Origin of the sequence: Brachybacterium massiliense (assembly GCF_900184245.1) — a bacterium.
Classification (GTDB): Bacteria; Actinomycetota; Actinomycetes; order Actinomycetales; family Dermabacteraceae; genus Brachybacterium; species Brachybacterium massiliense.
The window spans coordinates 24230-46135 of sequence record NZ_FXXB01000007.1; the positions used below are offsets into that span (position 1 = coordinate 24230).

The 21906-nt window shown below is 71.9% G+C and carries 20 protein-coding genes; 4 read left to right on the forward strand and 16 right to left on the reverse strand.

Annotated elements, in window-relative coordinates; translation table 11 throughout:
- The 8 genes from BN4251_RS06770 to BN4251_RS06805 form a co-directional block, all read right to left on the reverse strand.
- Complete coding sequence (locus tag BN4251_RS06770; protein WP_087484373.1) at positions 1–1584, reverse strand: UDP-N-acetylmuramoyl-L-alanyl-D-glutamate--2,6-diaminopimelate ligase; 1584 nt, start codon at positions 1582–1584, stop codon at positions 1–3.
- Positions 1581–3338 (reverse strand): peptidoglycan D,D-transpeptidase FtsI family protein, encoded by a 1758-nt coding sequence (locus tag BN4251_RS06775; protein WP_087484936.1) that lies wholly within the window; start codon positions 3336–3338, stop codon positions 1581–1583. Before BN4251_RS06775 ends, BN4251_RS06770 begins: the two co-directional genes overlap by 4 nt.
- An 83-nt stretch (positions 3339–3421) precedes the next feature.
- Complete coding sequence (ftsL, locus tag BN4251_RS06780) at positions 3422–3937, reverse strand: cell division protein FtsL (RefSeq protein ID WP_087484374.1); 516 nt, start codon at positions 3935–3937, stop codon at positions 3422–3424.
- Position 3938: 1 nt separating this feature from the next.
- Positions 3939–4934, reverse strand: coding sequence for a 16S rRNA (cytosine(1402)-N(4))-methyltransferase RsmH (gene rsmH / locus BN4251_RS06785; protein WP_087484375.1), 996 nt, complete (start codon positions 4932–4934; stop codon positions 3939–3941).
- A gap of 192 nt (positions 4935–5126) precedes the next feature.
- Entirely contained in the window at positions 5127–5558 is a 432-nt protein-coding gene (mraZ, locus tag BN4251_RS06790) for a division/cell wall cluster transcriptional repressor MraZ (RefSeq protein WP_087484376.1), read from the reverse strand.
- A 576-nt stretch (positions 5559–6134) separates the two neighbouring features.
- The gene (locus BN4251_RS06795) at positions 6135–6536 is read right to left on the reverse strand and encodes a DUF3040 domain-containing protein (protein WP_087484377.1); all 402 of its coding nucleotides are present in this window, start codon (positions 6534–6536) and stop codon (positions 6135–6137) included.
- A gap of 158 nt (positions 6537–6694) precedes the next feature.
- Positions 6695–7987, reverse strand: a complete 1293-nt coding sequence (gene dinB, locus BN4251_RS06800) for a DNA polymerase IV (protein WP_087484378.1) — start codon at positions 7985–7987, stop codon at positions 6695–6697.
- 59 nt (positions 7988–8046) lie between these two features.
- Complete coding sequence (locus BN4251_RS06805) at positions 8047–8532, reverse strand: SAV_6107 family HEPN domain-containing protein (RefSeq protein ID WP_087484379.1); 486 nt, start codon at positions 8530–8532, stop codon at positions 8047–8049.
- Positions 8533–8686: 154 nt separating this feature from the next.
- Here BN4251_RS06805 and BN4251_RS06810 point away from each other — a divergent pair, with 154 nt between their 5' ends.
- Positions 8687–9520, forward strand: a complete 834-nt coding sequence (locus BN4251_RS06810) for a spermidine synthase (protein ID WP_140398405.1) — start codon at positions 8687–8689, stop codon at positions 9518–9520.
- A 118-nt stretch (positions 9521–9638) separates the two neighbouring features.
- Here BN4251_RS06810 and BN4251_RS06815 read toward each other — a convergent pair whose 3' ends face one another.
- Together BN4251_RS06815 and BN4251_RS06820 are read right to left on the reverse strand one after the other, a co-directional pair.
- Complete coding sequence (locus BN4251_RS06815) at positions 9639–9842, reverse strand: cold-shock protein (protein ID WP_087484380.1); 204 nt, start codon at positions 9840–9842, stop codon at positions 9639–9641.
- Positions 9843–10136: 294 nt separating this feature from the next.
- On the reverse strand, positions 10137–11111 hold the full coding sequence (locus BN4251_RS06820) for a proteasome assembly chaperone family protein (RefSeq protein ID WP_087484381.1): 975 nt from the start codon (positions 11109–11111) through the stop codon (positions 10137–10139).
- 153 nt (positions 11112–11264) lie between these two features.
- On the opposite strand from BN4251_RS06820, the gene BN4251_RS06825 reads away from it, so the two are divergent.
- A complete protein-coding gene (locus BN4251_RS06825) occupies positions 11265–13508 on the forward strand; it encodes a HelD family protein (RefSeq protein WP_087484382.1) in 2244 nt (747 codons plus the stop codon).
- Positions 13509–13737: 229 nt separating this feature from the next.
- Here BN4251_RS06825 and nrdR read toward each other — a convergent pair whose 3' ends face one another.
- A complete protein-coding gene (nrdR, locus tag BN4251_RS06830) occupies positions 13738–14220 on the reverse strand; it encodes a transcriptional regulator NrdR (RefSeq protein WP_087484383.1) in 483 nt (160 codons plus the stop codon).
- Positions 14221–14248: 28 nt separating this feature from the next.
- Positions 14249–14644 carry a peptidoglycan-binding protein LysM gene (locus tag BN4251_RS06835; protein WP_087484384.1) on the reverse strand — a complete coding sequence of 132 codons (396 nt, stop codon included), beginning with the start codon at positions 14642–14644 and terminating at the stop codon, positions 14249–14251.
- Between the two features lie 169 nt (positions 14645–14813).
- Here BN4251_RS06835 and lexA point away from each other — a divergent pair, with 169 nt between their 5' ends.
- Positions 14814–15515, forward strand: a complete 702-nt coding sequence (gene lexA, locus BN4251_RS06840; RefSeq protein ID WP_087484385.1) for a transcriptional repressor LexA — start codon at positions 14814–14816, stop codon at positions 15513–15515.
- Between the two features lie 66 nt (positions 15516–15581).
- Here lexA and BN4251_RS06845 read toward each other — a convergent pair whose 3' ends face one another.
- Entirely contained in the window at positions 15582–17603 is a 2022-nt protein-coding gene (locus BN4251_RS06845) for an ATP-dependent DNA helicase (protein WP_087484386.1), read from the reverse strand.
- A gap of 58 nt (positions 17604–17661) precedes the next feature.
- Positions 17662–19230, reverse strand: coding sequence for a GTPase HflX (hflX, locus tag BN4251_RS06850; RefSeq protein WP_087484387.1), 1569 nt, complete (start codon positions 19228–19230; stop codon positions 17662–17664).
- Between the two features lie 157 nt (positions 19231–19387).
- Between hflX and BN4251_RS06855 the strand changes: the two genes are divergently transcribed.
- The gene (locus tag BN4251_RS06855; protein ID WP_087484388.1) at positions 19388–20002 is read left to right on the forward strand and encodes a class I SAM-dependent methyltransferase; all 615 of its coding nucleotides are present in this window, start codon (positions 19388–19390) and stop codon (positions 20000–20002) included.
- Positions 20003–20030: 28 nt separating this feature from the next.
- Here the strand turns inward: BN4251_RS06855 and dapF are convergent, their stop codons facing one another.
- Both dapF and miaA read right to left on the reverse strand, forming a co-directional pair.
- A complete protein-coding gene (dapF, locus tag BN4251_RS06860; RefSeq protein WP_087484389.1) occupies positions 20031–20879 on the reverse strand; it encodes a diaminopimelate epimerase in 849 nt (282 codons plus the stop codon).
- Positions 20880–20888: 9 nt separating this feature from the next.
- Positions 20889–21869: a tRNA (adenosine(37)-N6)-dimethylallyltransferase MiaA gene (gene miaA / locus BN4251_RS06865; protein WP_087484390.1), complete on the reverse strand. Its 981-nt coding sequence runs from the start codon at positions 21867–21869 to the stop codon at positions 20889–20891.
- Between the last annotated feature and the right edge of the window lie 37 nt (positions 21870–21906).

Here is a 21906-nt window from a genome sequence, read left to right on the forward strand (position 1 = left end):
TCAGCGTCCTTCATCCGTGCGGTCGGCGTCGGTGCCCGTTCGCGCCCTCGGCGCACTCCTCAGAGCATCGCGCAGCCGGAGGCGGTCATCGAACGGATGGACGATATCCCCGATCTGCTGTCCGGTCTCGGCTCCCTTGCCCGCGACGAGGATGGTGTCGGACACGTCGGCCAGCGCAGCGGCCAGCGCGATCGCCTCTCCGCGCCCTCCCACCTCGTGGACCTGCGCCTTCGTGGCATCCGGGATGCCGTCGAGCACCTGACGGCGGATCGAGGCGGGGTCCTCGGTGCGGGGGTTGTCGTCCGTGACGATCACCACGTCCGCGAGCCGTGCGGCGACCTCGCCCATGCGGGGGCGCTTCGTCCGGTCACGGTCGCCACCCGCACCCATCACGACCAGCAGCCGCCCGGTGCCGGGAATCGCGCGGAGGGTCTCGAGAGCCTGCTCGAGGGCGTCGGGGGTGTGCGAGTAGTCGACCACGCCGCGACGCGGAGTATGGGCCACCGGCTCCATCCGGCCGGGCACGATGCCAGCCTCCCCGAGGGTGCGGACCACCTCGGGGCCCGAGTGCCCGAGGGCCTCCAGCAGCAGCACCGAGGCCAAGGTGTTGGCGACGTAGTGGCGTCCCGGCAGAGCGGCGTGCAGGGTGCGGGTCCCGTCCGGGCCCTCGACGGTGAAGTCGGAGCCGTAGTCGCCGGCGCGGATCTCCCGCACCCGGTGGTCCGCCTCGATCCCCTCACGGGTGGCGTAGGTGGTCACCGGGATCGTCGCCTCGCGGGCGAGCCTGCGACCCCATTCGTCATCGACGCAGACCACTGCACGCCGCGCATGCTCTGGGGTGAACAGCAGGCGCTTGGCCTCGTAGTAGGCCTCCATCGTGCCGTGGAAGTCGAGGTGGTCCTGGGTGAGGTTGGTGAAGCAGACGGCGTCGAAGACCACCTCGTCCGCACGGTGCAGCACCATGGCGTGGCTGGAGACCTCCATCGAGACCAGCTCGACCTGGTCCTCGACCATGCGCGCGAGCAGGCCGTGCAACTCGGGGGCCTCGGGAGTGGTGCGGACGGTGCCGATCGCGTGGTCGGCGCCCTGGGCGTCCCGGTACGCGGTGCCGCTGGTGCCCACCGACCCGGCGGCGACGCCGAGGGCGTGCAGGGTGCGGGTGACGGCGGTGGTGATCGAGGTCTTGCCGTTGGTGCCGGTGACGCCGAGGGTGGTGAGCTTCGCCGCGGGGCGGTCGTGCACCAGCGCGGCGGCGAGGGCGGTGGCCGCGCGGGGATCCTCGACCACCAGCGCGGGAAGTCCGGCGGCCTCGCAGCGCGCGCGCCCTGCCGGGTCGGTGAGCGCGAGGACGGCGCCGAGACTCTTGGCCTGGGCGGCGAACTGCGCACCGTGCGCGGTGGCGCCGGGCAGCGCGCACCACAGGTCTCCGGGCTCGACGGAGCGGGAATCGAGGGTGACGCCGTTCAGGGCGATCTCCGTCTGCGGAGCGGTCGTTCCGAGGACGCGGGCGAGGTCGCTCGCGCTCACACCGACGGGGCGGCGGGGGCGGGGCGGTTCGAGCGCGGGCTCGTGCAGTCGGCTCATGACTCCTGCCCCCATTCGTTCTCGAGCTCGCGACCGGCCACGCCCGTCGGGGCGATGCCCTGGTTCTGCAGCGCGAAGGTGGTGAGCTCGGAGAAGGCGGGTGCGGCGGAGCGGCTGCCGGAGATGAAGGTGTCCAGGCCGAAGAGGAACACGCCGACCACCAGGTTCGGATCATCCGCGGGCGCGAAGCCGATGAAGGATGCGGTGTAGGTGCCGTCGCCCACCTGCGCGGTGCCGGACTTCCCGGCGACGGCGTAGCCGGTGACGCTCGCCGAGGAGCGGCCGTCCTCGACGGCGTTGTCCATCAGCTGGAGCATCGTCTCGGCGGTGCCGCTGGAGACGACGCGGGTCCTCTCGGGCTCGCCGAGGGGGCGCACCGAGCCGTCGTCCTGGCGGGTGCCGGCGATCAGGGAGGGCTGGACGCGCACACCGTCGTTGGCGAAGGTGCCCACGGCGGAGACCATCTGCAGGGCGTTGACGCTGTATCCCTGGCCGAAGGAGGTGGTGTAGCGGGTGCGGCCGGTCCAGTCCTCGGCAGGGTGGACGAGCCCGGAGGACTCCCCGGGCAGCTCCACGCCGGTGGCCTCACCGAGCCCGAAGGCCCTGAGGTAGTCGTGGCGCACCTGCGGGGTGAGGGTCTCGGAGATCTGCACGGTGCCCACGTTCGAGCTGTTCTTGAGCACGCCGGCGAGGGTGAGCTGCTGATCCTCGTGGTAGCGGGAGTCCTTGACCCGGTGCCCGTCGAACCACATCTCGTAAGGGATCTCGTACTCGGTCTCGGGGGTGACCGTGCCCTCCTCGAGCGCGGCGGCGAGGGTGAACAGCTTGCCCGTCGAGCCGGGCTCGAAGACGTTGGAGATCGAGCGGTTGCCGCGGTCCTGCTCCTCGGCGGCGCCGGGATCGTTCGGATCGTAGGTGGGGTACTCCGCGAGCGAGAGCACCTCCCCGGTCTTGGCGTTGTAGACCACGGCGCTGCCGCCGGTCGCGCCCCACTGCTCGACCGCTCCGGCGACGATCTGCTGCGATTTCCACTGCAGGTCGCGGTCGATCGTCAGGACGACGTCGCTGCCGTTCTCGGCGGGGATCGTCTCCTGCTTGCCGGTGGGGATGATCTGTCCCTGGGCGCCGCGCTCGTAGGTGGTCTTGCCGGCGGTGCCCCGCAGCTCGTCGTCGAAGGAGAGCTCGGCGCCCGCCAGGGCGGTGCCGTCGGAGCCGACGAAGCCCAGGATGTTCCCGGCCACGGAGCCGGCCGGGTAGATGCGATCGGCCACGGGGTCCGAGCCGATGCCCGGGATCCTCAGGGACATCGCGGCGTCCCGCACCTCGGGCTCGACGTTCTTGCGCAGGTAGGAGAAGCCGGCATCGCCGGTGAGGGCCTCCTCGGTGCGGGAGACGGACCAGCCGAGCACGGGAGCGAGCTCCACCGCCGCGGCCTCGACCCCCGTGACCTCGGCGGTCTTCGAGTTCTCGAGGTACTCGTCCACCTGCATCTGGTTGACCCACAGGTCGTAGCGCTGGACCGAGCTGGCCAGCACCGTCCCGTTGCGATCGGTGATCTCTCCGCGCAGCGCGGGGATGGTGCGGGTGACGGTGCGCTGGGCGACGGCGTCCTCGGCGCGGGCGCTCGCGTCCAGTCCCTGCACCCAGATGAGGCGTCCCGACAGCAGCAGCACGCCCACCATGATCAGGCTGATGATGAGGCGGTGGCGCTGGGAGGGCTCCCCCAGCCGGGCCCGCGGGATCCTCGCACTCACCGCACCGCCTGATCGAGGAGGGCGGGGAGCACCCGCGGAGCGGGTGGTCTTCTTCCTGCCGTTCCTGCGCGGTGAGGTCATCCTCAGTCCCCTTCGTTGCCCATGCCGTGGTAGGCGGTGGGCTGGTCATAGATCTGAGCCGGCGGCACGGCGACCTCTGCGGGCACCTCCGCGAGCTCCGGATTGCCCTCAGTCTGCGCTGTCGGGGACGTCTCTCCGATGATCTCGCCCGTGTCGAGGTCGATATATGCCGGAGCCGACACCGGGACCATGCCGATCTCGCGCGCCTGGCGCTCGAGCTCCTGCGGCGTGCCCAGCCGCTCGTTGGTCTCGGCGAGCGCCTGGCGCTCCTCGGTCAGCCGCTGCGACTGGCCCTGGAGCCGGGTGATCTCGTAACTCGCGTCGGACATCTGGATGTTCAGGTAGAGCAGGGCCGACAGGGTCGCGGCGACGATGAGCGTGCACAGCAGCGTGAACGGCATCGAGCTGCCGCCGGCCTTGGGGGCGGCGACGACGGTGAGTCGGGGGCGCGCCTCGGAGTGCTTCGTCCCGCGGACGGGGCGGATCGCGGGCGCATGAACGGCGGTGGTGCTTGCCATCTCAGTGTGCTCTCTCAGCGTCTCGGGTTCGGGTCAGGGCTCGCAGGCGGACGGAGGCCGCGCGGGAGTTGGTGTCCCGCTCGGTGTCGTCGGCCTGCATGGCGCCGCGCACGAGCGGGGCGAACGACGGGCGGTGCTCCTCCAGCTCGACCGGCAGGCCGGGCGGGGCGGTGGAGCGGGTGCGACGGGCGAAGGCCGTCTTGACCAGACGGTCCTCGCCGGAGTGGTAGGACTCCACGACGATCCGACCGCCGACGTGGAGGCAGTCGAGCGCGGACTCGATCGCGGAGGCGAGGATCTCGAGCTCCTCGTTGACGGCGATCCGCAGGGCCTGGAAGGTGCGCTTGGCGGGATGGCCGCCGCTGGCCTTCGAGGCGGCGGGGATCGCGCGCTCGAGGAGCTCGACCAGCTCGCCGCTGCGGATCAGGGGTGCGCTCTCGCGCTGCTCGACGATGCGGCGGGCGATGCGCTTGGCGAAGCGCTCGTCACCGAGGTCGCGCAGCAGGCGGGCGATCTCCGCCTCGGGCAGGTCCCGCAGCAGGTCCGCGGCGGTGGGGCCGTCGCTCGAGGTGTCCATGCGCATGTCCAGCGGTGCGTCGACCGCGTAGGAGAAGCCGCGATCCGCGGTGTCGATCTGGAAGCTGGACAGGCCCAGGTCCATCATCACGCCGTGGGCGCCGGGCAGTCCGAGCTCCGCGAGCACCTCGGGGATCTCGTCGTATGTGGCGTGGACCAGGGTGGCGCGCTCGCCCACCCCGGCGCGGTCGAGGCGCTCGCGGGCGAGCTCGAGCGCCTGGGGATCGCGGTCGATGCCGACGAGGTGGGCGTGAGGGGCCGCCTGGAGCACGGCGGCGGCGTGGCCGCCCATGCCGAGGGTGGCGTCGACGTGGATCGACCCCGGCTCCTGGAGCGCGGGGGCGAGGAGCTCGACGGAGGTGTCGAGGAGGACAGGCACGTGCCGCTTCTCCGCGGGCCTGTCATCGTGCGTCGGTTCCATGTCACCCCTCCCCTGGGTCGGTGCTGTGTGCTGTGTGCGGCGGTCCGGGCCCTGAGGCCCCGCCCGACTCCGCGGCTTCTCCGCGGTGCCGTCCTGCCAGATTCCTCGTCGTTCCCGACCCGCCACCGGGGAAGTTGCGTCGGGGCGGGAACGACGAGAGGTCTCACAGGACGGAGATGCTCCGTGTCGGGCTCAGAACAGGCCGGGGATCACCTCCTCGGAGGTCTCCGCGAAGCCCTGCTCCTTCTGCTCGAGGTAGGTCTCCCAGGCCGGGAGCGACCAGATCTCGAGCCGGTCCAGTGCGCCGATGACGGCGCACTCCCGGTCCAGGTCCGCGTAGTTGCGCAGATGGCCCGGGATGGTGATGCGGCCCTGCTTGTCCGGGATGACGTCCTCCGCACCGGAGAGCAGCACTCGCAGGTAGTCGCGGGTGCGCTTGTCGGTGGTCGGCGCCCGACGGGCCTCCTCGAGCTTCTGGCGGAACTCCATGAGCGGATACACGGCGATGCAGTGCTCCTGCCCACGAGTCATGACCAGTCCCGAGGCGAGCTCGTCGCGGAACTTCGCAGGGAAGATCAGGCGGCCCTTGTCGTCGAGCTTGGGCGTGAAGGTGCCGAGGAACATCCACGCCCTCCTTCACTCACCGAGCCTCACGATCCGGAACCCATCTCCTCCCTACGCGCTCCACTTTACCCCACTAGTCCCCACCTAGTGCTACATATGGGCGAGACCTCGTGAAGATTTCAGGGATCACTGCAGGTCACCGCTGTGGGGCGAGGTGGGGGGAATTTCCCTGCCGGAGCGTCGCCGACCACTCTCTCTCGCGCCGCTCCACCGAGGCGCCCACGGCGCCGGCCTGCAACACTGCAGGTCAAAGGGTTTTGCGGGGCGGCTGCGGAGCGTGTGGGGCGAGGTGGAGGGAATGTGGGGACTCAGGGGATCCGCGTCATCGCGGAGCGTCGGGGAGCGCACTGGAGGAGGGCTGCGGCGCGGCGACCGCCCGGTCGCTCGCAGGCTCGCAGGCACTGGCACTGGCACTGGCACTGGCACTGGCACTGGCACTGGCACTGGCACTGGCGGCACGGTGCCACCAGGCAGCGCACATGACGAGACCCCGGCTCCTGGGAGCCGGGGTCTCGGTGTTCTCTGTGCTCTAGGTGTTCACGGGCGCAGCGGTGCCGCGCGACGAGGTGCGGAGGGTCAGAGGCGGGGGGCGTCGCCCGCGCGCTTCTCCCAGCGCTCCTCCATCTTGCGCATGAACGCGGAGTCGCCTCCGGACGTCGAGGGCTTCGTGCCCCCCCCACCGCCGCCACCGCCGGGGTTGTCCTCGCCTGCCGATCCGCTGGGCCCGGTGACCGCGTAGACCGCGCCGGCCAGCATGCCGATGAAGGCGATCACGCCGAGCCAGACGGCAGGGAGGCTGACCGCGAGCACCAGCACTCCGAGGCCCACCACCACGGCGCCCAGGCCGATGATGATCCGGCGGCCGTTGCGGCGCGGCGGCGCCTTCGGTGCGAATGCCTTCGCGAGGCGCGGATCGTCCGCGAAGAGCTGTCGCTCCATCTCGTCGAGCATCTTCTGCTCGTGTTCAGACAGCGGCATGGTTCCGCTCCTTGTCCCCGTCCTCTCGCGCCGGTCGGCGCCCCAGTTCACCGCACGAGGAGCCTCGGCCCTCATTGGCGGTTCACCCAGTTTAGAGCGTGTTCCTGAGTAATGGGAACACTCCGGGCACCGCATCACCGATCCCCTGCCGCCGCGGCTCACGACCTGCGCGGGTCCGCCCTCCCGGCATCTCCCGTCGCCTCTTCCCCGCCTTCCGCCGTGGTGCTGCCCGGCGCAGTGCGCTGAGCACCGTCGGCCGTGGAGCGCAGGGTCGAGCCGCGGCCGAGGCTGCGCGTCCCGAACTTCTCGAGGGCCTGGTCCATCGCGGCCTCCAGGTCGTGCCATCCTGCCGACCGTGCGGTCAGCTCGGACTGCTGTGGGATGCCGTCGGCGGTCTCGAGGTGCACTGCGCGCACTCCGGCCAGGCGCACCCGGCGCATCGAGTGCCGTTCCCGTTCCCAGAGGGTCACCACCTGCTCGCGCAGGCGCTCACCACTGGCCGTGGGCAGATCGAAGGTCGAGGAGCGGGTGATGGTGGTGCCGTCCGGGGCGCGCAGCTTGAGCACCACGGTGCGGGCCGCGAATCCTCCGCGACGCAGCTGGCGGGCCACGTCATCGGCCATCAGCGTGATGCGCCGGCGCACCTCCTCCGGATCGGTGAGGTCCTCGTCCCAGGTGCGCTCCGTGCCCAACGAGCGGTCCTTGGTGCGATGGCCGAGCCCGGTGCGATCGGTGCCGGCGGCCAGGGCGGCGATCTCGGGTGCCCGCGGGCCGAGCGCACGGGCGAGGGTGGAGGTCGGGATCTCCCGCAGCTGGCCGATGGTGCGCACGCCGAGGCGTTCGAGAGCGGCCTGGGCCTTGGGCCCCACCCCGGAGATCGCGCCGACGGGCAGCGGGGAGAGGAACTCGGCGGTGCGTGCGGCCGGGACGATGAGCATGCCGTCGGGCTTGGCCCGGGCGGACGCGATCTTCGCGACGGCGCGGGAGACCGAGCCGCCCACCGAGCTGGGCAGACCGATCTCCTCCCGGATGCGACGGCGCAGCAGATCGGCGATCTGCTCGGGCTCGCCGAACAGGCGCCGTGCGCCGCGCACATCGAGGAAGGCCTCGTCGACGCTGATCTGCTCGAGGTCGGCCACGACGGTGCCGAGCAGGTCCATCACCTGGGCGGAGACCGTGCGGTAGTGGTCGATGCGGGGCGGGACGATCACCAGATCGGGGGCGAGGCGGCGGGCCGTGGCCATCGGCATCGCCGAGCGGATGCCGCGGGTGCGCGCGGGATAGCTGGCGGCGGCCACCACGCCCCGGGCTCCGGCGCCGCCGACCACCACGGGCAGTCCCTGCAGCCGGGGATCGTCGCGCACCTCGATCGAAGCGAAGAAGGCGTCCATGTCCAGATGGAGGATCCCGGGGATCTCCGCGCGGGGCTCCCCCGCGACCTGCTCACCCATCGGCACCTCCCTCGTGCCGCACTGTACTCGGGCACGCGAGGGCGATGTCACCGCATGTCTCATCCCGCCGTCGCGAGGTCCGCGGCGTGGCCGGGGAGGTCCTCGAGCAGCCGCTGGGAGATCCGCGCGAGGTGGGCGGAGGTCTCCTCGAGGTGACGCTCGAGCAGTGCCGGGTCCGGCAGGGCGGAGCCGTCGCGGTCCAGGCGTGTGCGCTCGGCGACCAGCGGTGCCAGGCGCTCCGCCCGCTCGGCGTCCTCCCCTCCCATGCGCTCCATCGCGGCCCACACGTTCAACGGCAGGGCGCGGCGGCGAGCGCGGTTCGCGCGTGCCACCAGCACCCCCGCCCCGCGCAGTGCGGCACGGTGCACCAGCTCGAAGGCCTCCCGGGGTGCGACCTCGCTCAGCTCGCGGCCCTGCGCCCACAGCTGGCGGGCGCGCTCGAGGTCCGCCTGGTCCTGGTCGAGCTGCGCCAGGCGCAGCCGCAGGGAGCGGGCGTCGGAGCTGATCGTGCCCGCTCCACGGCGGCGGGATGTCGTCGGTGTCATCGGGCTCCTCCTCCTGGCGGTCCGGGGACGTCTCCTGCGCGTCCTGATGCTCTGAACGCTAGGGGGAGGGTGTGACAGCCGACGCCGGGACGAGCGCGCTGGGGACGGTGCGGCAGTGGGGAGGAGAGGTCGGAGGATCTCCTAGAGTGGGGCGATGGCCCGCCGCGACCGCGAGCGCCGCCCTGCCTTTTCGCAGCTCGGCCCGCTCGACTCCCCGATCCCGATCTCCACCGGCACCGCCCGCCTGACGCTCGAGAGCGACGGCTCGGTGCTGCTCGATGTCAACGGGGTCCCCTCCTCCCATCTCCACCCCGATCCCGAGCATCTGGTGTTCGAGTACATGCGCTGGATGCTCCTGGTGATCGACCGGCACCTCGAGGGCGGGCGAGGAGAGGGCACGCCGCAGCTCGCGCACCTCGGCGGCGGGGGCTGCTCGCTGCCGCGGGCGATCGCCTCTCGCCACCCGCGCGCACGGCAGATCGTGGTGGAGATCGACGAGCTGCTCGCCCAGCAGGTGCGCACCTGGTTCGCTCTGCCCCGTTCCCCTCAGCTGCGGGTGCGGATCGAGGACGCCTCCAGCGCGCTGGCCTCCTGGCGCGAGGATCGCTTCGACGTGCTGGTACGGGATGTCTTCGCCGGGGATCGGACTCCGGAGGAGCTCACCTGCCTCGCCGCGGCCGAGCACGCCGACCGGGTGCTGCGCGAGGGCGGGCTGTACCTGGCCAACTGCGCGGCGCCGCCGGGCAGCGGGCTGATGGCCGATGAGGTCGCCACGCTGTCCGCGGTCTTCGCGCATGTCGGCGTCATCGCCGAGCCCGCGCACCTGTCCGGCAAGCGCCGCGGGAACTGCGTGCTGCTGGCCTCGCAGCACCCGCTGCACGAGATGATCGACCGCGACCTGCGCTCCGACGCGGTCTCGGTGCGCCTGGCCCGCACCGCGCAGGTCGAGGCCCTCGCACGGGCCGGCCGCGTGCTGGGCCCGCGCTGAGCTGCTGACGCCTTCTCACGACGTCCGCTCACGACCTCACGACGTCCGATCAGACGACGGACCGGGCAGGAGCATCATGCTCCTGCCCGGTCCGTGAGAATCGCGGGGGCGCCGCTGGTCAGAGCGGGCGGACCTGCTCGGCCTGCGGGCCCTTGTCTCCCTGAGTGACCTCGAACTCCACACGCTGGCCCTCGTCGAGGCTGCGGTAGCCGTCCATGTCGATCTTGCTGTGATGCACGAAGACGTCTGCGCCGCCTCCGTCGATCTCGATGAATCCGAAGCCCTTTTCGGCGTTGAACCACTTGACCGAGCCCTGTGCCATACCTGTCACCTTCTGTGTCGTCCTTCATCGATCGCACGACGCGATCGCGGTGCCGCGTGAAGCCGTCCCCCGCCGAAGCGGGTGGCGCGTTGTGTGTGCCGTACTGCTGTGCCTAGGCACCCTCGTAGGACTGTCCTGCTGGACCTGCATCACTGCAACGGCCCCATTCTGTCACGATCGTGGCCGGGTTCACACGGAGTACGGCCCGCCGCGGTCACGAAGGCGTAACAACTCGCGCGCGTACGGTCCGAGACCTGCGCCCCGCAGACCCGGCGCGACGCCGTCCTGCGGCGCTCAGCGGGGGAAGGGATCCTCCGGACCCTCACCGTCGTGGTCGGCGAGGAAGCGCTCGAAGTGCTCGCCGAGCTCGTCGGCCGTGGGCAGATCCATGGTGGTCGCCAGCGGCGACTGCTCCGCATCCTTCATCGCGTCGTACTGCTCCTCGAGGGCGCTGACGATCTGACGCACCTCCCCGTTCTGGGCGAGCGTGCCCTGCAGGGCGACGGTGGCCGCATCGGTGAGGTCCCCGAGGTGGACCAGCGGGAGATCGAGCCCCGCCGCCTCGCTGACCCGGCGCAGCAGGGCCAGCGCCCCCGCCGGGAAGTCCGTGCGGGTGAGGTAGTGCGGGACCTGGGCCGCGTACCCCATCGCCGGGTGCCCGGCACGGCCCAGCCGATGCTCCAGCAGGGCGCTGAAAGCGGCGGGAATGACCAGCTCGGCGGAGTCCTCCGACTCGGGATCGTGCGAGGTGCCGGGCGCCGGAGTGGGGCGGGTACCAGGACGCCCCAGCAGGGCGGGATCGTTGGCATGGGCGAACAGGCCGATCGGCCGGGTGTGGGGCACCGCCATCGGCACCGCCTGCATCCCCACCACACGTTCGACGTCGAAGTACTCGACCAGATCGATCAGCGCCTCGGTGAGCCGGCGCCACTGCAGGTCCGGCTCGGGCCCGTCGAGGAACAGGAAGGGGCGGTCGCGCTCGTCGTACATCAGCGACAGGGTCAGCTCCGGCAGCTCGACGTCCACGTACGAGGTACCGTCGAAGGTGGCCTGCGGGCGGGCGCCGCGGTAGTCCACCAGCTCGTCGGTGTCGAAGGAGACCAGCGGCAGATGGCGCAGCTCGTCACGGAGGTAGGTCGAGGCGATCCGGCAGGCGCCGCCGGCGTCGACCATCCCCGGCAGGGCGTGGACGAGGGTCAGGCCCCCGCGCGGCACGGCCTCGAGCACCTCGGTCGATTCGAACCGGTAGAGATCACGGGGGTCACGCATCGCGGTCTCCTCCCTCGCGGCCGTCTGGATATCGATGACCTGATGGCACGCGCACCCAGGCCCGTCCACCATAATGGACCACCGTGCTCCGCCGCCCCGGGTCCCGCCGGGAGTCGGCGCAGCAAGTGGACGAACTGGCTGAGAGGCAGGGCCGTGGACGACGCTGAGGGACAGATCGCCCGGGAGATCGCACGCGAGCAGACGTATGCGGACCGGCTCTATGCACGGCTCGATGAGCTGATCATCCAGGTCGAGCGGAACCTCGACCAGATCCAGGCCTCGCAGCACGCCTCGACGCATCAGAACCGCTCAGAGCGCGATGCGTTCATGGCGCTGTACGAGGACCGCCTGGCGCTGCTGCGCTCGGTCGCGCGCAGCGTCGTGTTCGGGCGCCTGGACATGGACGACGGGGCACGGCACTACATCGGCCGCATCGGCCTGTTCACGCCGGAGCGCGAACAGCTGCTGGTGGACTGGCGCGCCCCCGCCGCCGCCGCCTTCTACCGCGCCACCAGCGCCGAGCGTCTCGAGGTGCGGCTGCGCCGTCACCTCATCAACCGGGGCCGCTCGGTGGTGGGTCTCGAGGACGATGTGCTGGACCAGGCGGTGCTCGAGGAGGCCGACCACGACGTGGTGCTCCAGGGCGAGGGAGCGCTGCTGGCCGCCGTCTCCGGCAAGCGCACCGGCCGGATGGGCGACATCGTCGCGACCATCCAGGGCGAGCAGGATCGCATCATCCGCTCCGAGAACCGCGGCGTGCTCGTGGTCCAGGGCGGGCCCGGCACCGGCAAGACCGCGGTGGCGCTGCACCGCGCTGCCTATCTGCTGTACACCCACCGCCGCCGGCTCGAGCACACCGGCGTGCTGATCATGGCGCCGACCACCGGCTTCCTGCGGTACATCGAGCGCGTGCTGCCGGGCCTGGGCGAGTCCGGGGTCGTGATGCTCACGCCGGGCGAGCTCTTCCCCGGCATCGAGACCTTCCTCCACGACGAGGACGACGTGGCCCGCATCAAGGGCGACATCGCGATGTCCACCTTGCTCTCCCGCGCGGTCAAGCAGCGCCAGGTGGTCCCCCGTGCGGACATCCGCCTGCGCATCGACGGCACGCCCCTGACCCTCAGCCGCGAGATCATCGCCGCCGCCCGGCGCGAGGCTCGCGCCAGCCACAAGCCGCACAACGCCGCCCGCGCGGTCTTCGTGCGCGCCGCCATGGACCGCCTCGTGGAGAAGTACGAGAAGGCGCTGCGGGCCCAGGGTCACACCGTGGTCCCCGAGGACCGCCCGGATCTGCTCTCGGATCTGCGCAACGACCCCGAGATCAAGCGCCACCTGAACCTCGCCTGGCTGCCGTACACCCCGCAGGGCTTCCTGAAGATCCTGCTCGCGCGGCCGGACCGCCTGCGCGAGGCGGCGCCCCGCTCTCTCGCCGGCTCGGTGGATCTGCTGGTGCGCCCGAAGGACTCCCCCTGGACCATCGAGGACGTGCCGCTGCTGGACGAGGTCGCCGAGCTGCTCGGCGAGGATGCGGCGCCGGCCGAGGCGAAGGCCCGCGACGACGCCGAGCGCCGCCAGGCCGATGTCGACTACGCCCGCAAGGTGATCGAGAACATCGACACCTCGGGCATCATCCGGGCCGAGGACCTCGCCGACCAGGTGGGTCACATCCGGGACGGACGCACCCTCGCCGAGCGCGCCTCCGCTGAGCGCAGCTGGACCTACGGGCACGTGGTGGTGGACGAGGCGCAGGAGCACTCCCCCATGAGCTGGCGCGCCCTGATGCGGCGCGCCCCCACCAAGTCCTTCACCGTGGTGGGTGACGTCGCGCAGACCTCGTCCGCGGGCGGGACCGATTCGTGGACCGCGGCGCTCTCTCCCTATATCCAGGACCGGCTGCAGGTCGAGCACCTCACGGTCAACTACCGCACCCCGAGCCGGATCATGGACCGAGCCGTCGCGATGGCGCAGGCCCACGATCTGCCCGTGACCGAGGTGAGCTCGGTCCGCGAGGGCGAGCGGGACCCGCTGCTCGAGCGCACCGAGCCCGCTCAGCTCACCCAGCGCACCGTCGAGGCGGCGCATGCCGTGCATCAGGAGCGCCTGGGGCGCCTGGCCGTGATCGTCGCCGAGGAGCGGGTGAGACCTCTCGCCGCCGCACTGCGGGCTCGTGAGGACCTTCCCGCGGTGGGCGTCGGATCCGCCGGGGTGGACGACGAGATCGCTGTGATGACGGCGCAGGACGCGAAGGGCCTCGAGTTCGACGCGGTGGTGATCGTGGAGCCCGCGGAGCTGATCGACGCCCATGGCGCCGGGGACCTGTACGTCGCGATGAGCCGGCCGACGCAGCATTTGGGCATCGTCCACGCGCGGGAGCTGCCGGCGGGCGTCGACGGTTGACACCGCCCCGGCTCATCGGCCTCGGCCGCTGACTCCGAGGGACCTCCGGGCAACCCCCGGGAACGAGGATCGGCGGCCGTGGCTTCCCCTCCACGACCGCCGATCTGGTGTGCACTGCGTGAGTGCACGAGGGATATCTTAAGCACAGCCGGAGCATGGTTCGCACCGGATCCACAATTTGTGTGCGGATCCCGCGAATCGGACGCTTCCGACAGCGGTCGGACGGCCCTCAGGCGGGTGCGGAGCGCTCGGCCGACGCGTCCTCGCGCCCTTCGACGCGCAGGCGCTCGATCGCGGCCTCGAAGTCCTCGAGGGAGTCGAAATCCTGATAGACGCTCGCGAAGCGGAGGTAGGCGACCACGTCCAGCTCCTGGAGGGGCTGGAGGATGGACAGCCCCACCTGATGGGCATCGATCTCGGCGACGCCGCTCGAGCGGATGTGCTCCTCGACCCGCTGGGCGAGCATGGCCAGCTGGTCATCGCTGACCGGCCGTCCCTGGCAGGCCTTGCGCACGCCGGAGATCACCTTCGCGCGACTGAAGGGCTCGCTGACACCGGACCTCTTGAGCACCGACAGCGAGGCGGTCTCCGAGGTGGAGAAGCGCCGCGAGCAGTTCGGGCACTGGCGGCGCCGACGGATCGTCGCGCCGTCGTCGGACGTGCGCGAGTCCACGACGCGCGAATCGGAGTGTCGGCAGAACGGGCAGTGCATCCGCTCAGGGTACCGGCACACCGGCGGTTCAGCGGGCGGCATCCTCCGAGACGGGCAGCTCGATCTCCTGACCGGCGGTGACGCGCGCGGTGGGCAGATGGTTGAGGCTGCGCACCTCGGTGACGAACTCCTGCTCGCTCATGCCCTCGGGGGCGTACTGCTCGGCGTAGCCCCACAGGGTGCCCCCCGACTCGACAGTCAGGGTCACGGGGCCCTCGGGCTCGGAGACGGCAAAGGCGGAGGAGAGATCGAGCGTGAGCAGTGCGACGGCGGCGACCAGCAGACCCAGCACGAAGGCGAGGCCGGCGACGGCGCGGCGACCCCGACGGGTGAGCTCGAGTCGAACGCGCGCTCGAGGAGCCGCCCCCTCGCGCTGTGCTCGCTGCGTGGGGAAGGCAAGGACCGTGGCGGTACCGGTACGCATATCCGAACTCCTGTTCGATCGAATGTCTGTGCGACTGTAGCCCGACGCTCCGGCGACACGCAAGAGGAAGATCGAACATGTGTTTGGCTTCCGCTCCGTGCCGCCCTACGCTGGGCCACAGGACAACGGAACCGCGAGGGTCCGACAGACGACGCCAGGAGGCCGCACGATGACCCCGAGCACCCCGAAGCCGACCCGGGCTCACGGCGACGCCCCCGCCGATGAGTTCACCGAGGGGCTCACCCGGCGGCAGCGGCTCATCCTGGAGACCATCAACCAGGCCGTCGCCGCCCACGGCTATCCCCCGACGATGCGGGAGATCGGTGATGCGGTGGGGCTGACGTCGTCCTCGTCGGTCGCCCATCAGCTGCAGTCGCTCGAGCGCAAGGGCTTCCTGCGGCGCGACCCCAAGCGGCCGCGGGCGATGGAGGTCGTGATGCCCGGCGTCGACGACGCCCCCGTCCCGGAGCCCGCTCCCGGCCCGGAACTCAGCGCGAGCTCGGTGACGGTCCCCCTGGTGGGCCGGATCGCCGCCGGCGTCCCGATCACCGCCGAGGAGCAGATCGAGGACGTCTTCACCCTCCCCCAGCGTCTGGTGGGCGACGGCGACCTGTTCCTGCTCCAGGTGGTCGGTGACTCGATGATCGACGCCGCGATCTGCGACGGAGACTGGGTGGTGGTGCGCTCGCAGAGCACCGCGGAGAAGGGCGAGATCGTCGCGGCGATGATCGACGGCGAGGCCACGGTGAAGACCTTCGTGCAGCGCGACGACCACGTCTGGCTGATGCCCCACAATCCGGCGTTCGCGCCCATCCTCGGGGACCATGCCGAGATCCTGGGCAAGGTCGTCGCGGTGCTGCGCTCGGTCTGAACGGGGGCGGCGCCCCGCGGCGTCGCGCGGTCCGGCCCCTCGTGCTCTCCGGGCGCGAGGGGCTCGTCAGCTCTCGGCGAGCCGGCGCAGCGCGCCGAGGGCCACCTCGGGATCCGTGGTGGTCCACAGCGGCGGCATGGCCTCCCGCAGGAAGCCGCCGTAGCGCGCGGTCGACAGCCGTGGGTCGAGCATCGCGACCATCCCGCGGTCGGCCGTCGAGCGGATCAGCCGCCCGGCGCCCTGCGCGAGCAGCAGGGCCGCGTGCTGCGCGGAGACCGACATGAAGCCGTTGCCGCCCCGCAGGCCGATGCGCTCCTGGCGCGCCGCGGTGAGCGGGTCGTCGGGTCGTGGGAAGGGGATCCGGTCGATCGTCACCAGGCGCAGGGAGCGTCCCGGCACGTCCACGCCCTGCCACAGGGTCAGGGTGCCGAAGAGGCAGGCGTCCTCCTCCTCGCGGAAGGTGCGCACCAGGTTCGCCATCGAGTCCTCGCCCTGCACCGCGAGCGTGAGGTCGAGCCGGGCGCGCACGTGCTCGGCCGCGAGCTCCGCACCCCGGCGTGAGGAGAACAGGCACAGCGCTCCCCCGCACGAGGCGTCGACCAGCTCGGTGAGGTGGTCGAGCATCGCGAGCGAGGGTCCCTCGCGCCCCGGCTGCGGGAGGTGCTGTGCGGTGTAGAGGATGCCCTGGCGGCGGTAGGCGAAGGGGCTGCCCACGTCGATGCCGGCCCAGGCGCTGGGGTTGCCCAGCGGGGGCAGCTCGTCCTCGCCCATCCGATCTCGTCGGGCCAGACCCACCTCCCCTGCCGCCGGTTCGAAGCGGCCGCCCAGGGCGAGCGTGGCCGAGGTGAGCACGGCGGTGCGCTCCTCGAGGATCGCGCCGCGCATCGCCCCGGCGACGCTCAGCGGTGCCACCTGGATGCTGGAGCGTCCCGTGGCCTGTGAGTGGGAGATGGAGACGACATCGTCCTCGGCGGGTGCCGTCAGCCGCTCGCAGACGTCGATGATCTCCTGCAGGTGGGCGCGGACCGTCTTGCGGGCGCCCGCGGAGGAGTCGTCCCCGGCGTCCTTCGCGTCCGAGTGGGCGGTGCGGGCCTCGACCCGCAGCTGGGTGATCGCATCGCCGAGCCGCTGCGGCAGGTCCCCGATCACCCGGCCGTCCGGGGCGAGCTCGAGGGATTCGCGCAGCTCCTCGGAGGCGTCGTCGAGCGCGGTCGCCGCCACCCCGAGGCCCCTCAGGTCGCGCACGGTGCCACGCAGCATCCCGGGATTGAGCATGTCAGTGACAGCGCTGGTCACGCGCGGGGTCAGATCGTGCGCCTCGTCGAAGACGACCACATCGTGATCCGGGATGATGCCGTGGTTGTCGAAGGCGTCGATCGCCAGCAGCGCATGGTTGGTCACCACGATGTCGACCTCGCGGGCCCGCTCCCGGCTGCGCTCGGCGAAGCAGTCCTCGACCATCGGGCAGCTGCTGCCGATGCACTGGTTGCCGGTGACCGAGACCTGACGCCAGGCCCGGTCCGAGACCGCGTCCTCGAGCGAGTCGCGGTCACCGCTGTCCGTCTCCTCGGACCATTCCCGCAGCCGTCGCACCTGGGCGCCGAGCCTCTCGCTGCCGCTGCCGGACGGGTCCGGGGACGCCTCGGCGAACAGAGCGCCGGGGTCGATGTCGACGGGATAGCCGCCGGCGATCTTGTGCTTGCACAGATAGTTCGCGCGACCCTTCAGCAGCGCGAAGGTGGGGGTGCGCGGCAGGTGCGGGGCGAGCGCCTCGACCAGGCGCGGCAGGTCTTTGCTCACGATCTGGCTCTGCAGGGCGATGGTGGCGGTGGAGACCACGACCGGGCGGCCGCTGACCAGCGCGTGGCGCAGCGCGGGCACGAGATAGGCGAGGGACTTGCCGGTGCCGGTGCCGGCCTGGACCAGCAGGTGACGGCCCCCGGACATCGCCAGATCCACGGCCTCGGCCATGGTCTGCTGGCCCTCCCGCGGTGCACCGCCGATCGCCGAGACCGCTGCCTCCATCAGAGCGGACAGGGGGATGTCCTCCGCCGCCGGAGCGGCGGTCCGAGCGGTGGGTGCGGTCATCCGTTCAGGGTATCCGGGAGGGGCCCGGTCCCGGCACAGGCGCGACCTGTGAGGTCGGTCAGGCCGTGCCGTTCAGCTCGGCGGCGAGCGCCGCATCCACGCGCGCGTGGATCCTGGTGCCCTCCATGAGGTGCTCCTCCGCGAGGACCTCCCCCGTGGTGTGGACGCGGGAGATCAGGTCACCGCGCGAGTACGGGACCACCAGGTCCACCTCGACGGCGGGACGGGGCAGGCGCTCGGCGATCAGCTCGCGCAGCTCCTCGATGCCCATCCCCGTGCGTGCGGAGACGACCGCGCTGTCACCGACCTGGCTGCGCAGGCGGGCGATGGTCTCGGGCTCGGCGATGTCCGCCTTGTTGAGCACCACGATCTCCGGCACGTCGAAGCCGTCGATCTCGCCGAGCACGGTGCGGACCGCGGTGATCTGTCCCTCGGGGTCGGGGTGCGAGGCGTCGACCACGTGCAGCAGCAGGTCCGAGTCGCCCACCTCCTCGAGCGTGGAGCGGAAGGCCTCGACCAGCTGGGTGGGCAGGTGGCGCACGAAGCCGACGGTGTCGGCATAGGTGAACTCGCGTCCGTCCGGCGTGGTGGAGCGGCGCACCGTCGGGTCCAGCGTCGCGAACAGGGCGTTCTCGACCAGCACCCCGGCCCCGGTGAGCCGGTTCAGCAGAGAGGACTTCCCGGCGTTGGTGTAGCCGGCGATCGCGACGGCGGGGACGCTGTGGCGCCTGCGGTCAGCGCGCTGGGCATCGCGGCCCGGGGCCATCGCCTTGATCTCGCGGCGCAGCTTGGCCATCCGGTCGCGGATGCGCCGACGGTCCAGCTCGATCTTCGTCTCACCGGGGCCTCGGGAGCCCATGCCGGCGCCTGCACCGCCCACCTGGCCGCCCGCCTGGCGGGACATCGACTCGCCCCAGCCGCGCAGCCGCGGCAGCAGGTACTCGAGCTGGGCCAGCTCGACCTGCGCCTTGCCCTCGCGGGACTTGGCATGCTGGGCGAAGATGTCCAGGATCAGCGCGGTGCGGTCGATGACCTTGACCTTGACGATGTCCTCGAGAGCACGGCGCTGGCCGGGGCCCAGCTCGCCGTCGGCGATCACCGTGTCGGCGCCGTTCGCGGCGACGAGATCGGCGAGCTCCGCTGCCTTGCCCTTGCCCAGGAAGGTCGCGGGATCGGGATGGGCGCGGCGCTGCAGGACGCCGTCGAGCACCTCGGAGCCGGCGGTCTCGGCGAGCGCGGCGAGCTCGCGCAGGCTGACCTCCGCCTCCTCGGCGTTGCCGCTGGTGTAGAGGCCGGCGAGGACGACGCGCTCGAGCCGCAGCTGGCGGTACTCGACCTCGGTGACGTCCTCGAGCTCGGTGGACAGGCCTGCGACGCGGCGCAGTGCCTGGCGGTCGGCGAGATCGTACTGGTCGCCGTCGGCCTCGGAGCCGTAGGTGACGGCGGAGACGGAGGCATCGTCGCGGGCGAGGATCCGCTCGGTGAGCGCATCGCGCGAGCTGCGGGCCGGGGAGGTGTCCTCGGGGCCGCCTGCACTGCTCGAGTGCTCCGCGGCCCCGTCCCCTCCCGTGCGCTGCCCGTCGACGTCGTGGTCGGAAGCGGGTTCGGGATGGAAAGCGATGGGCACGATCGGGGCACTCCTTACGTCGGTGACAAGCTGTGGGTCCCAGAATCCCACGCCCGTGCGCCGCGGTCGAGCGATTTTGCGCTGGGCGGAGCCGGGTGCTCCTCACACGCGCCCGCGCACGGCGTCATGGAGGGGCTGCGCTCCGTATCCTGCTGGGGTGGACCAGCACTACTTCACCCCCTCCCCGACGACCGAGGATCGACGCTTCCCCCTCCGGGTGCGCCTGGCGGGCCGCGAGCTCGATCTGGTCTCCAGCGCGTCCGTGTTCAGCGGGCACGGGCTCGACAAGGCGACCGCGGTGCTGCTGGACCGGCTCGACGAGATCACGCCGCCCCCGGCCGAGGGGACGATTCTGGATCTGGGCTGCGGCTGGGGGCCGATCGCGCTGACCGCGGCGCTGCTGCACCCGCAGGCGCAGGTGTGGGCGGTGGACGTCAGCGAGCGCGCCCGCGAGCTGACCGCCGAGAACGCACGACGGGCGGGGCTTGGCAACGTCCGCGTGATCTCGCCCGAGGAGGTGCCCGAGACCTTCGCGCCGGATGCGATCTGGTCGAACCCGCCGATCCGCATCGGGAAGCCGGCCCTGCACGCGCTGCTGCTGGAGTGGCTGGGGCGCCTGTCCCCTCAGGGCACGGCCGCCATGGTGGTGGGGAAGAACCTGGGCGCTGATCCGCTGGCCCGCTGGCTGGGCGAGCAGCTGCCCGAGCGCGAGGTCGCGAAGGTGGCCAGCGCGAAGGGGTTCCGTGTGCTCGAGATGGGGCCGGCTCTCTGAGCGGGCGGACCTGCGCCCGGCGTGGTGCTCAGACCAGGGTGGTGCCGTCGGCGACGAGCTGCGCCGGCCCGGTGAGGGTGACCTCCCCGTCAGGCGTCCAGCCCACCTGCAGACGGCCGCCGGGCACATCGACCGTCCACGGCTGACCGGAGTCGTCGCCGGCGCGCTGGGCTGCGGCGACGGCGACGGCCGCGACGCCCGTCCCGCAGGAGCGGGTCTCCCCCACGCCGCGCTCGTGGACCCGCATCGCCACATGGCGCGGCCCGCGCTCGCCGACCAGCTCGATGTTCGCGCCGCCGACGGGCTCCGGGTCGAGGGCGGGGCGGCGGGTGAGGTCGAGCTCCTCGAGCGCGATATCGCCGGGGAGGAAGGCGACCGCGTGCGGATTGCCCATGTCCACATCGGTCACCTCGAGGCGCTGCCCGGCGATGCGCACGGTGCGCAGGCCGTGCTCGCTGCGGGCGGTGCCCATGCCCACACGCACGCTCCAGGGCTCTCCTGCTGTGCCGGGCTCGGCGAGGATCTCGACGGTGCGCACCCCGGCGCGGGTGAGGACCTCGAAGCGATCCTCGGCGACGTGACCTGCGCGGCGCAGGTGCGCGGCCAGCACCCGCACCCCGTTGCCGCACATCTCCGCGATCGAGCCGTCGGCGTTGCGGTAGTCCATGAACCATTCGGGGGCCTCGGCGCCCGCGTCGATCCCGGCGCATCGGGAGCGGACCGCGCGGATCACCCCGTCTCCGCCGATCCCCGCGCGGCGGTCGGCGAGCGCCGCGACCGTGGCGGCATCCAGTGCCAGGGCACCGTCAGGGTCATCGAGCACCACGAAGTCGTTCTCGGTGCCGTGGCCCTTGGTGAAGTCGATGCGCGCGTCCATCCTCCGAGCCTACGACCAGCGGCCCGGCGACGGTGCGAGGCTCTGCCGGATCCGTTCCAGGGCGTGGTCGAGCAGATCCGGTCCGCTCCCCGCGTCGAGCCATTGCACGCGCTGGTCGCGGCGGAACCAGGTGTCCTGCTTGCGCACCAGGCGCCGGGTGCCGACGATCGTCGCCTCGATCGCCCGCTCGCAGCTCATGGTGCCGTCGAGCACGGCCAGACCCTGCTCGTAGCCGATCGCTCGGCGGGCGGTGAGGCCGCTGTCGAGTCCTTCCGCCCGCAGAGCGCGGATCTCCTCGAGCAGTCCCGCCTCGACCATCCGGTGCACACGCAGCGCGATGCGGTCGTGGAGCTCGGCGCGGTCCCGCCGCAGTCCCAGCTGCACGGTCGTGGGATCGAGGTGGACGGGGCGGGGCAGGAAGGCGGCGTAGGGGCGGCCGGTGAGCTCGCCCACCTCGAGCGCTCGCACGATGCGGCGGGAGTCGTGCTGTCCGATCGTGGCGGCGGCCTCGGGGTCGGAGGCGGCGAGCTCGCGGTGGAGGGCCTCGGGGCCCTGCTCGTCGATCCGCTGCTCGTAGCGGGAGCGCACCGCCGGGTCGGTGGGCGGGAACTCGATGTCGTCCAGCGCGGCGCGGACGTACAGCCCGGATCCTCCCACCAGGATCGGCACTCGGCCGCGGGCCCGGATCTCGGCGATCGCCGCGCGCGAGGCGCTCTGGTAGGTCGAGACGCTCGCCTCCTCGGTGACGTCCAGGACGTCGAGCAGGTGATGTGGGATCCCTCGCCGTTCCTGCGCGGTGACCTTCGCGGTGCCGATGTCCATCCCGCGGTAGAGCTGGAGCGCATCGGCGTTGACGACCTCGCCGTCGAGCCGCTCGGCGAGCGCGATCGCCAGATCGGATTTGCCCGTCGTGGTGCCGCCCACCACAGCGATCAGGGGTGTGCGGGAGGGCTCCTGGGAGGACTCCGACGGAGCGGCGGCGGCATTCATGGCACGCACTGTAATCGGGCGGGGCGCATGAAGGTCA

Coding starts and splice junctions, on each gene's coding strand:
- BN4251_RS06770 (WP_087484373.1), bottom strand. CDS start 1,584: ATGAGCCGACTGCACGAGCCCGCGCTCGAACCGCCCCGCCCCCGCCGC.
- ftsL (WP_087484374.1), bottom strand. CDS start 3,937: ATGGCAAGCACCACCGCCGTTCATGCGCCCGCGATCCGCCCCGTCCGC.
- rsmH (WP_087484375.1), bottom strand. CDS start 4,934: ATGGAACCGACGCACGATGACAGGCCCGCGGAGAAGCGGCACGTGCCT.
- mraZ (WP_087484376.1), bottom strand. CDS start 5,558: ATGTTCCTCGGCACCTTCACGCCCAAGCTCGACGACAAGGGCCGCCTG.
- BN4251_RS06795 (WP_087484377.1), bottom strand. CDS start 6,536: ATGCCGCTGTCTGAACACGAGCAGAAGATGCTCGACGAGATGGAGCGA.
- dinB (WP_087484378.1), bottom strand. CDS start 7,987: ATGGGTGAGCAGGTCGCGGGGGAGCCCCGCGCGGAGATCCCCGGGATC.
- BN4251_RS06805 (WP_087484379.1), bottom strand. CDS start 8,532: ATGACACCGACGACATCCCGCCGCCGTGGAGCGGGCACGATCAGCTCC.
- BN4251_RS06810 (WP_140398405.1), top strand. CDS start 8,687: ATGGCCCGCCGCGACCGCGAGCGCCGCCCTGCCTTTTCGCAGCTCGGC.
- BN4251_RS06815 (WP_087484380.1), bottom strand. CDS start 9,842: ATGGCACAGGGCTCGGTCAAGTGGTTCAACGCCGAAAAGGGCTTCGGA.
- BN4251_RS06820 (WP_087484381.1), bottom strand. CDS start 11,111: ATGCGTGACCCCCGTGATCTCTACCGGTTCGAATCGACCGAGGTGCTC.
- nrdR (WP_087484383.1), bottom strand. CDS start 14,220: ATGCACTGCCCGTTCTGCCGACACTCCGATTCGCGCGTCGTGGACTCG.
- BN4251_RS06835 (WP_087484384.1), bottom strand. CDS start 14,644: ATGCGTACCGGTACCGCCACGGTCCTTGCCTTCCCCACGCAGCGAGCA.
- lexA (WP_087484385.1), top strand. CDS start 14,814: ATGACCCCGAGCACCCCGAAGCCGACCCGGGCTCACGGCGACGCCCCC.
- BN4251_RS06845 (WP_087484386.1), bottom strand. CDS start 17,603: ATGACCGCACCCACCGCTCGGACCGCCGCTCCGGCGGCGGAGGACATC.
- dapF (WP_087484389.1), bottom strand. CDS start 20,879: ATGGACGCGCGCATCGACTTCACCAAGGGCCACGGCACCGAGAACGAC.
- miaA (WP_087484390.1), bottom strand. CDS start 21,869: ATGAATGCCGCCGCCGCTCCGTCGGAGTCCTCCCAGGAGCCCTCCCGC.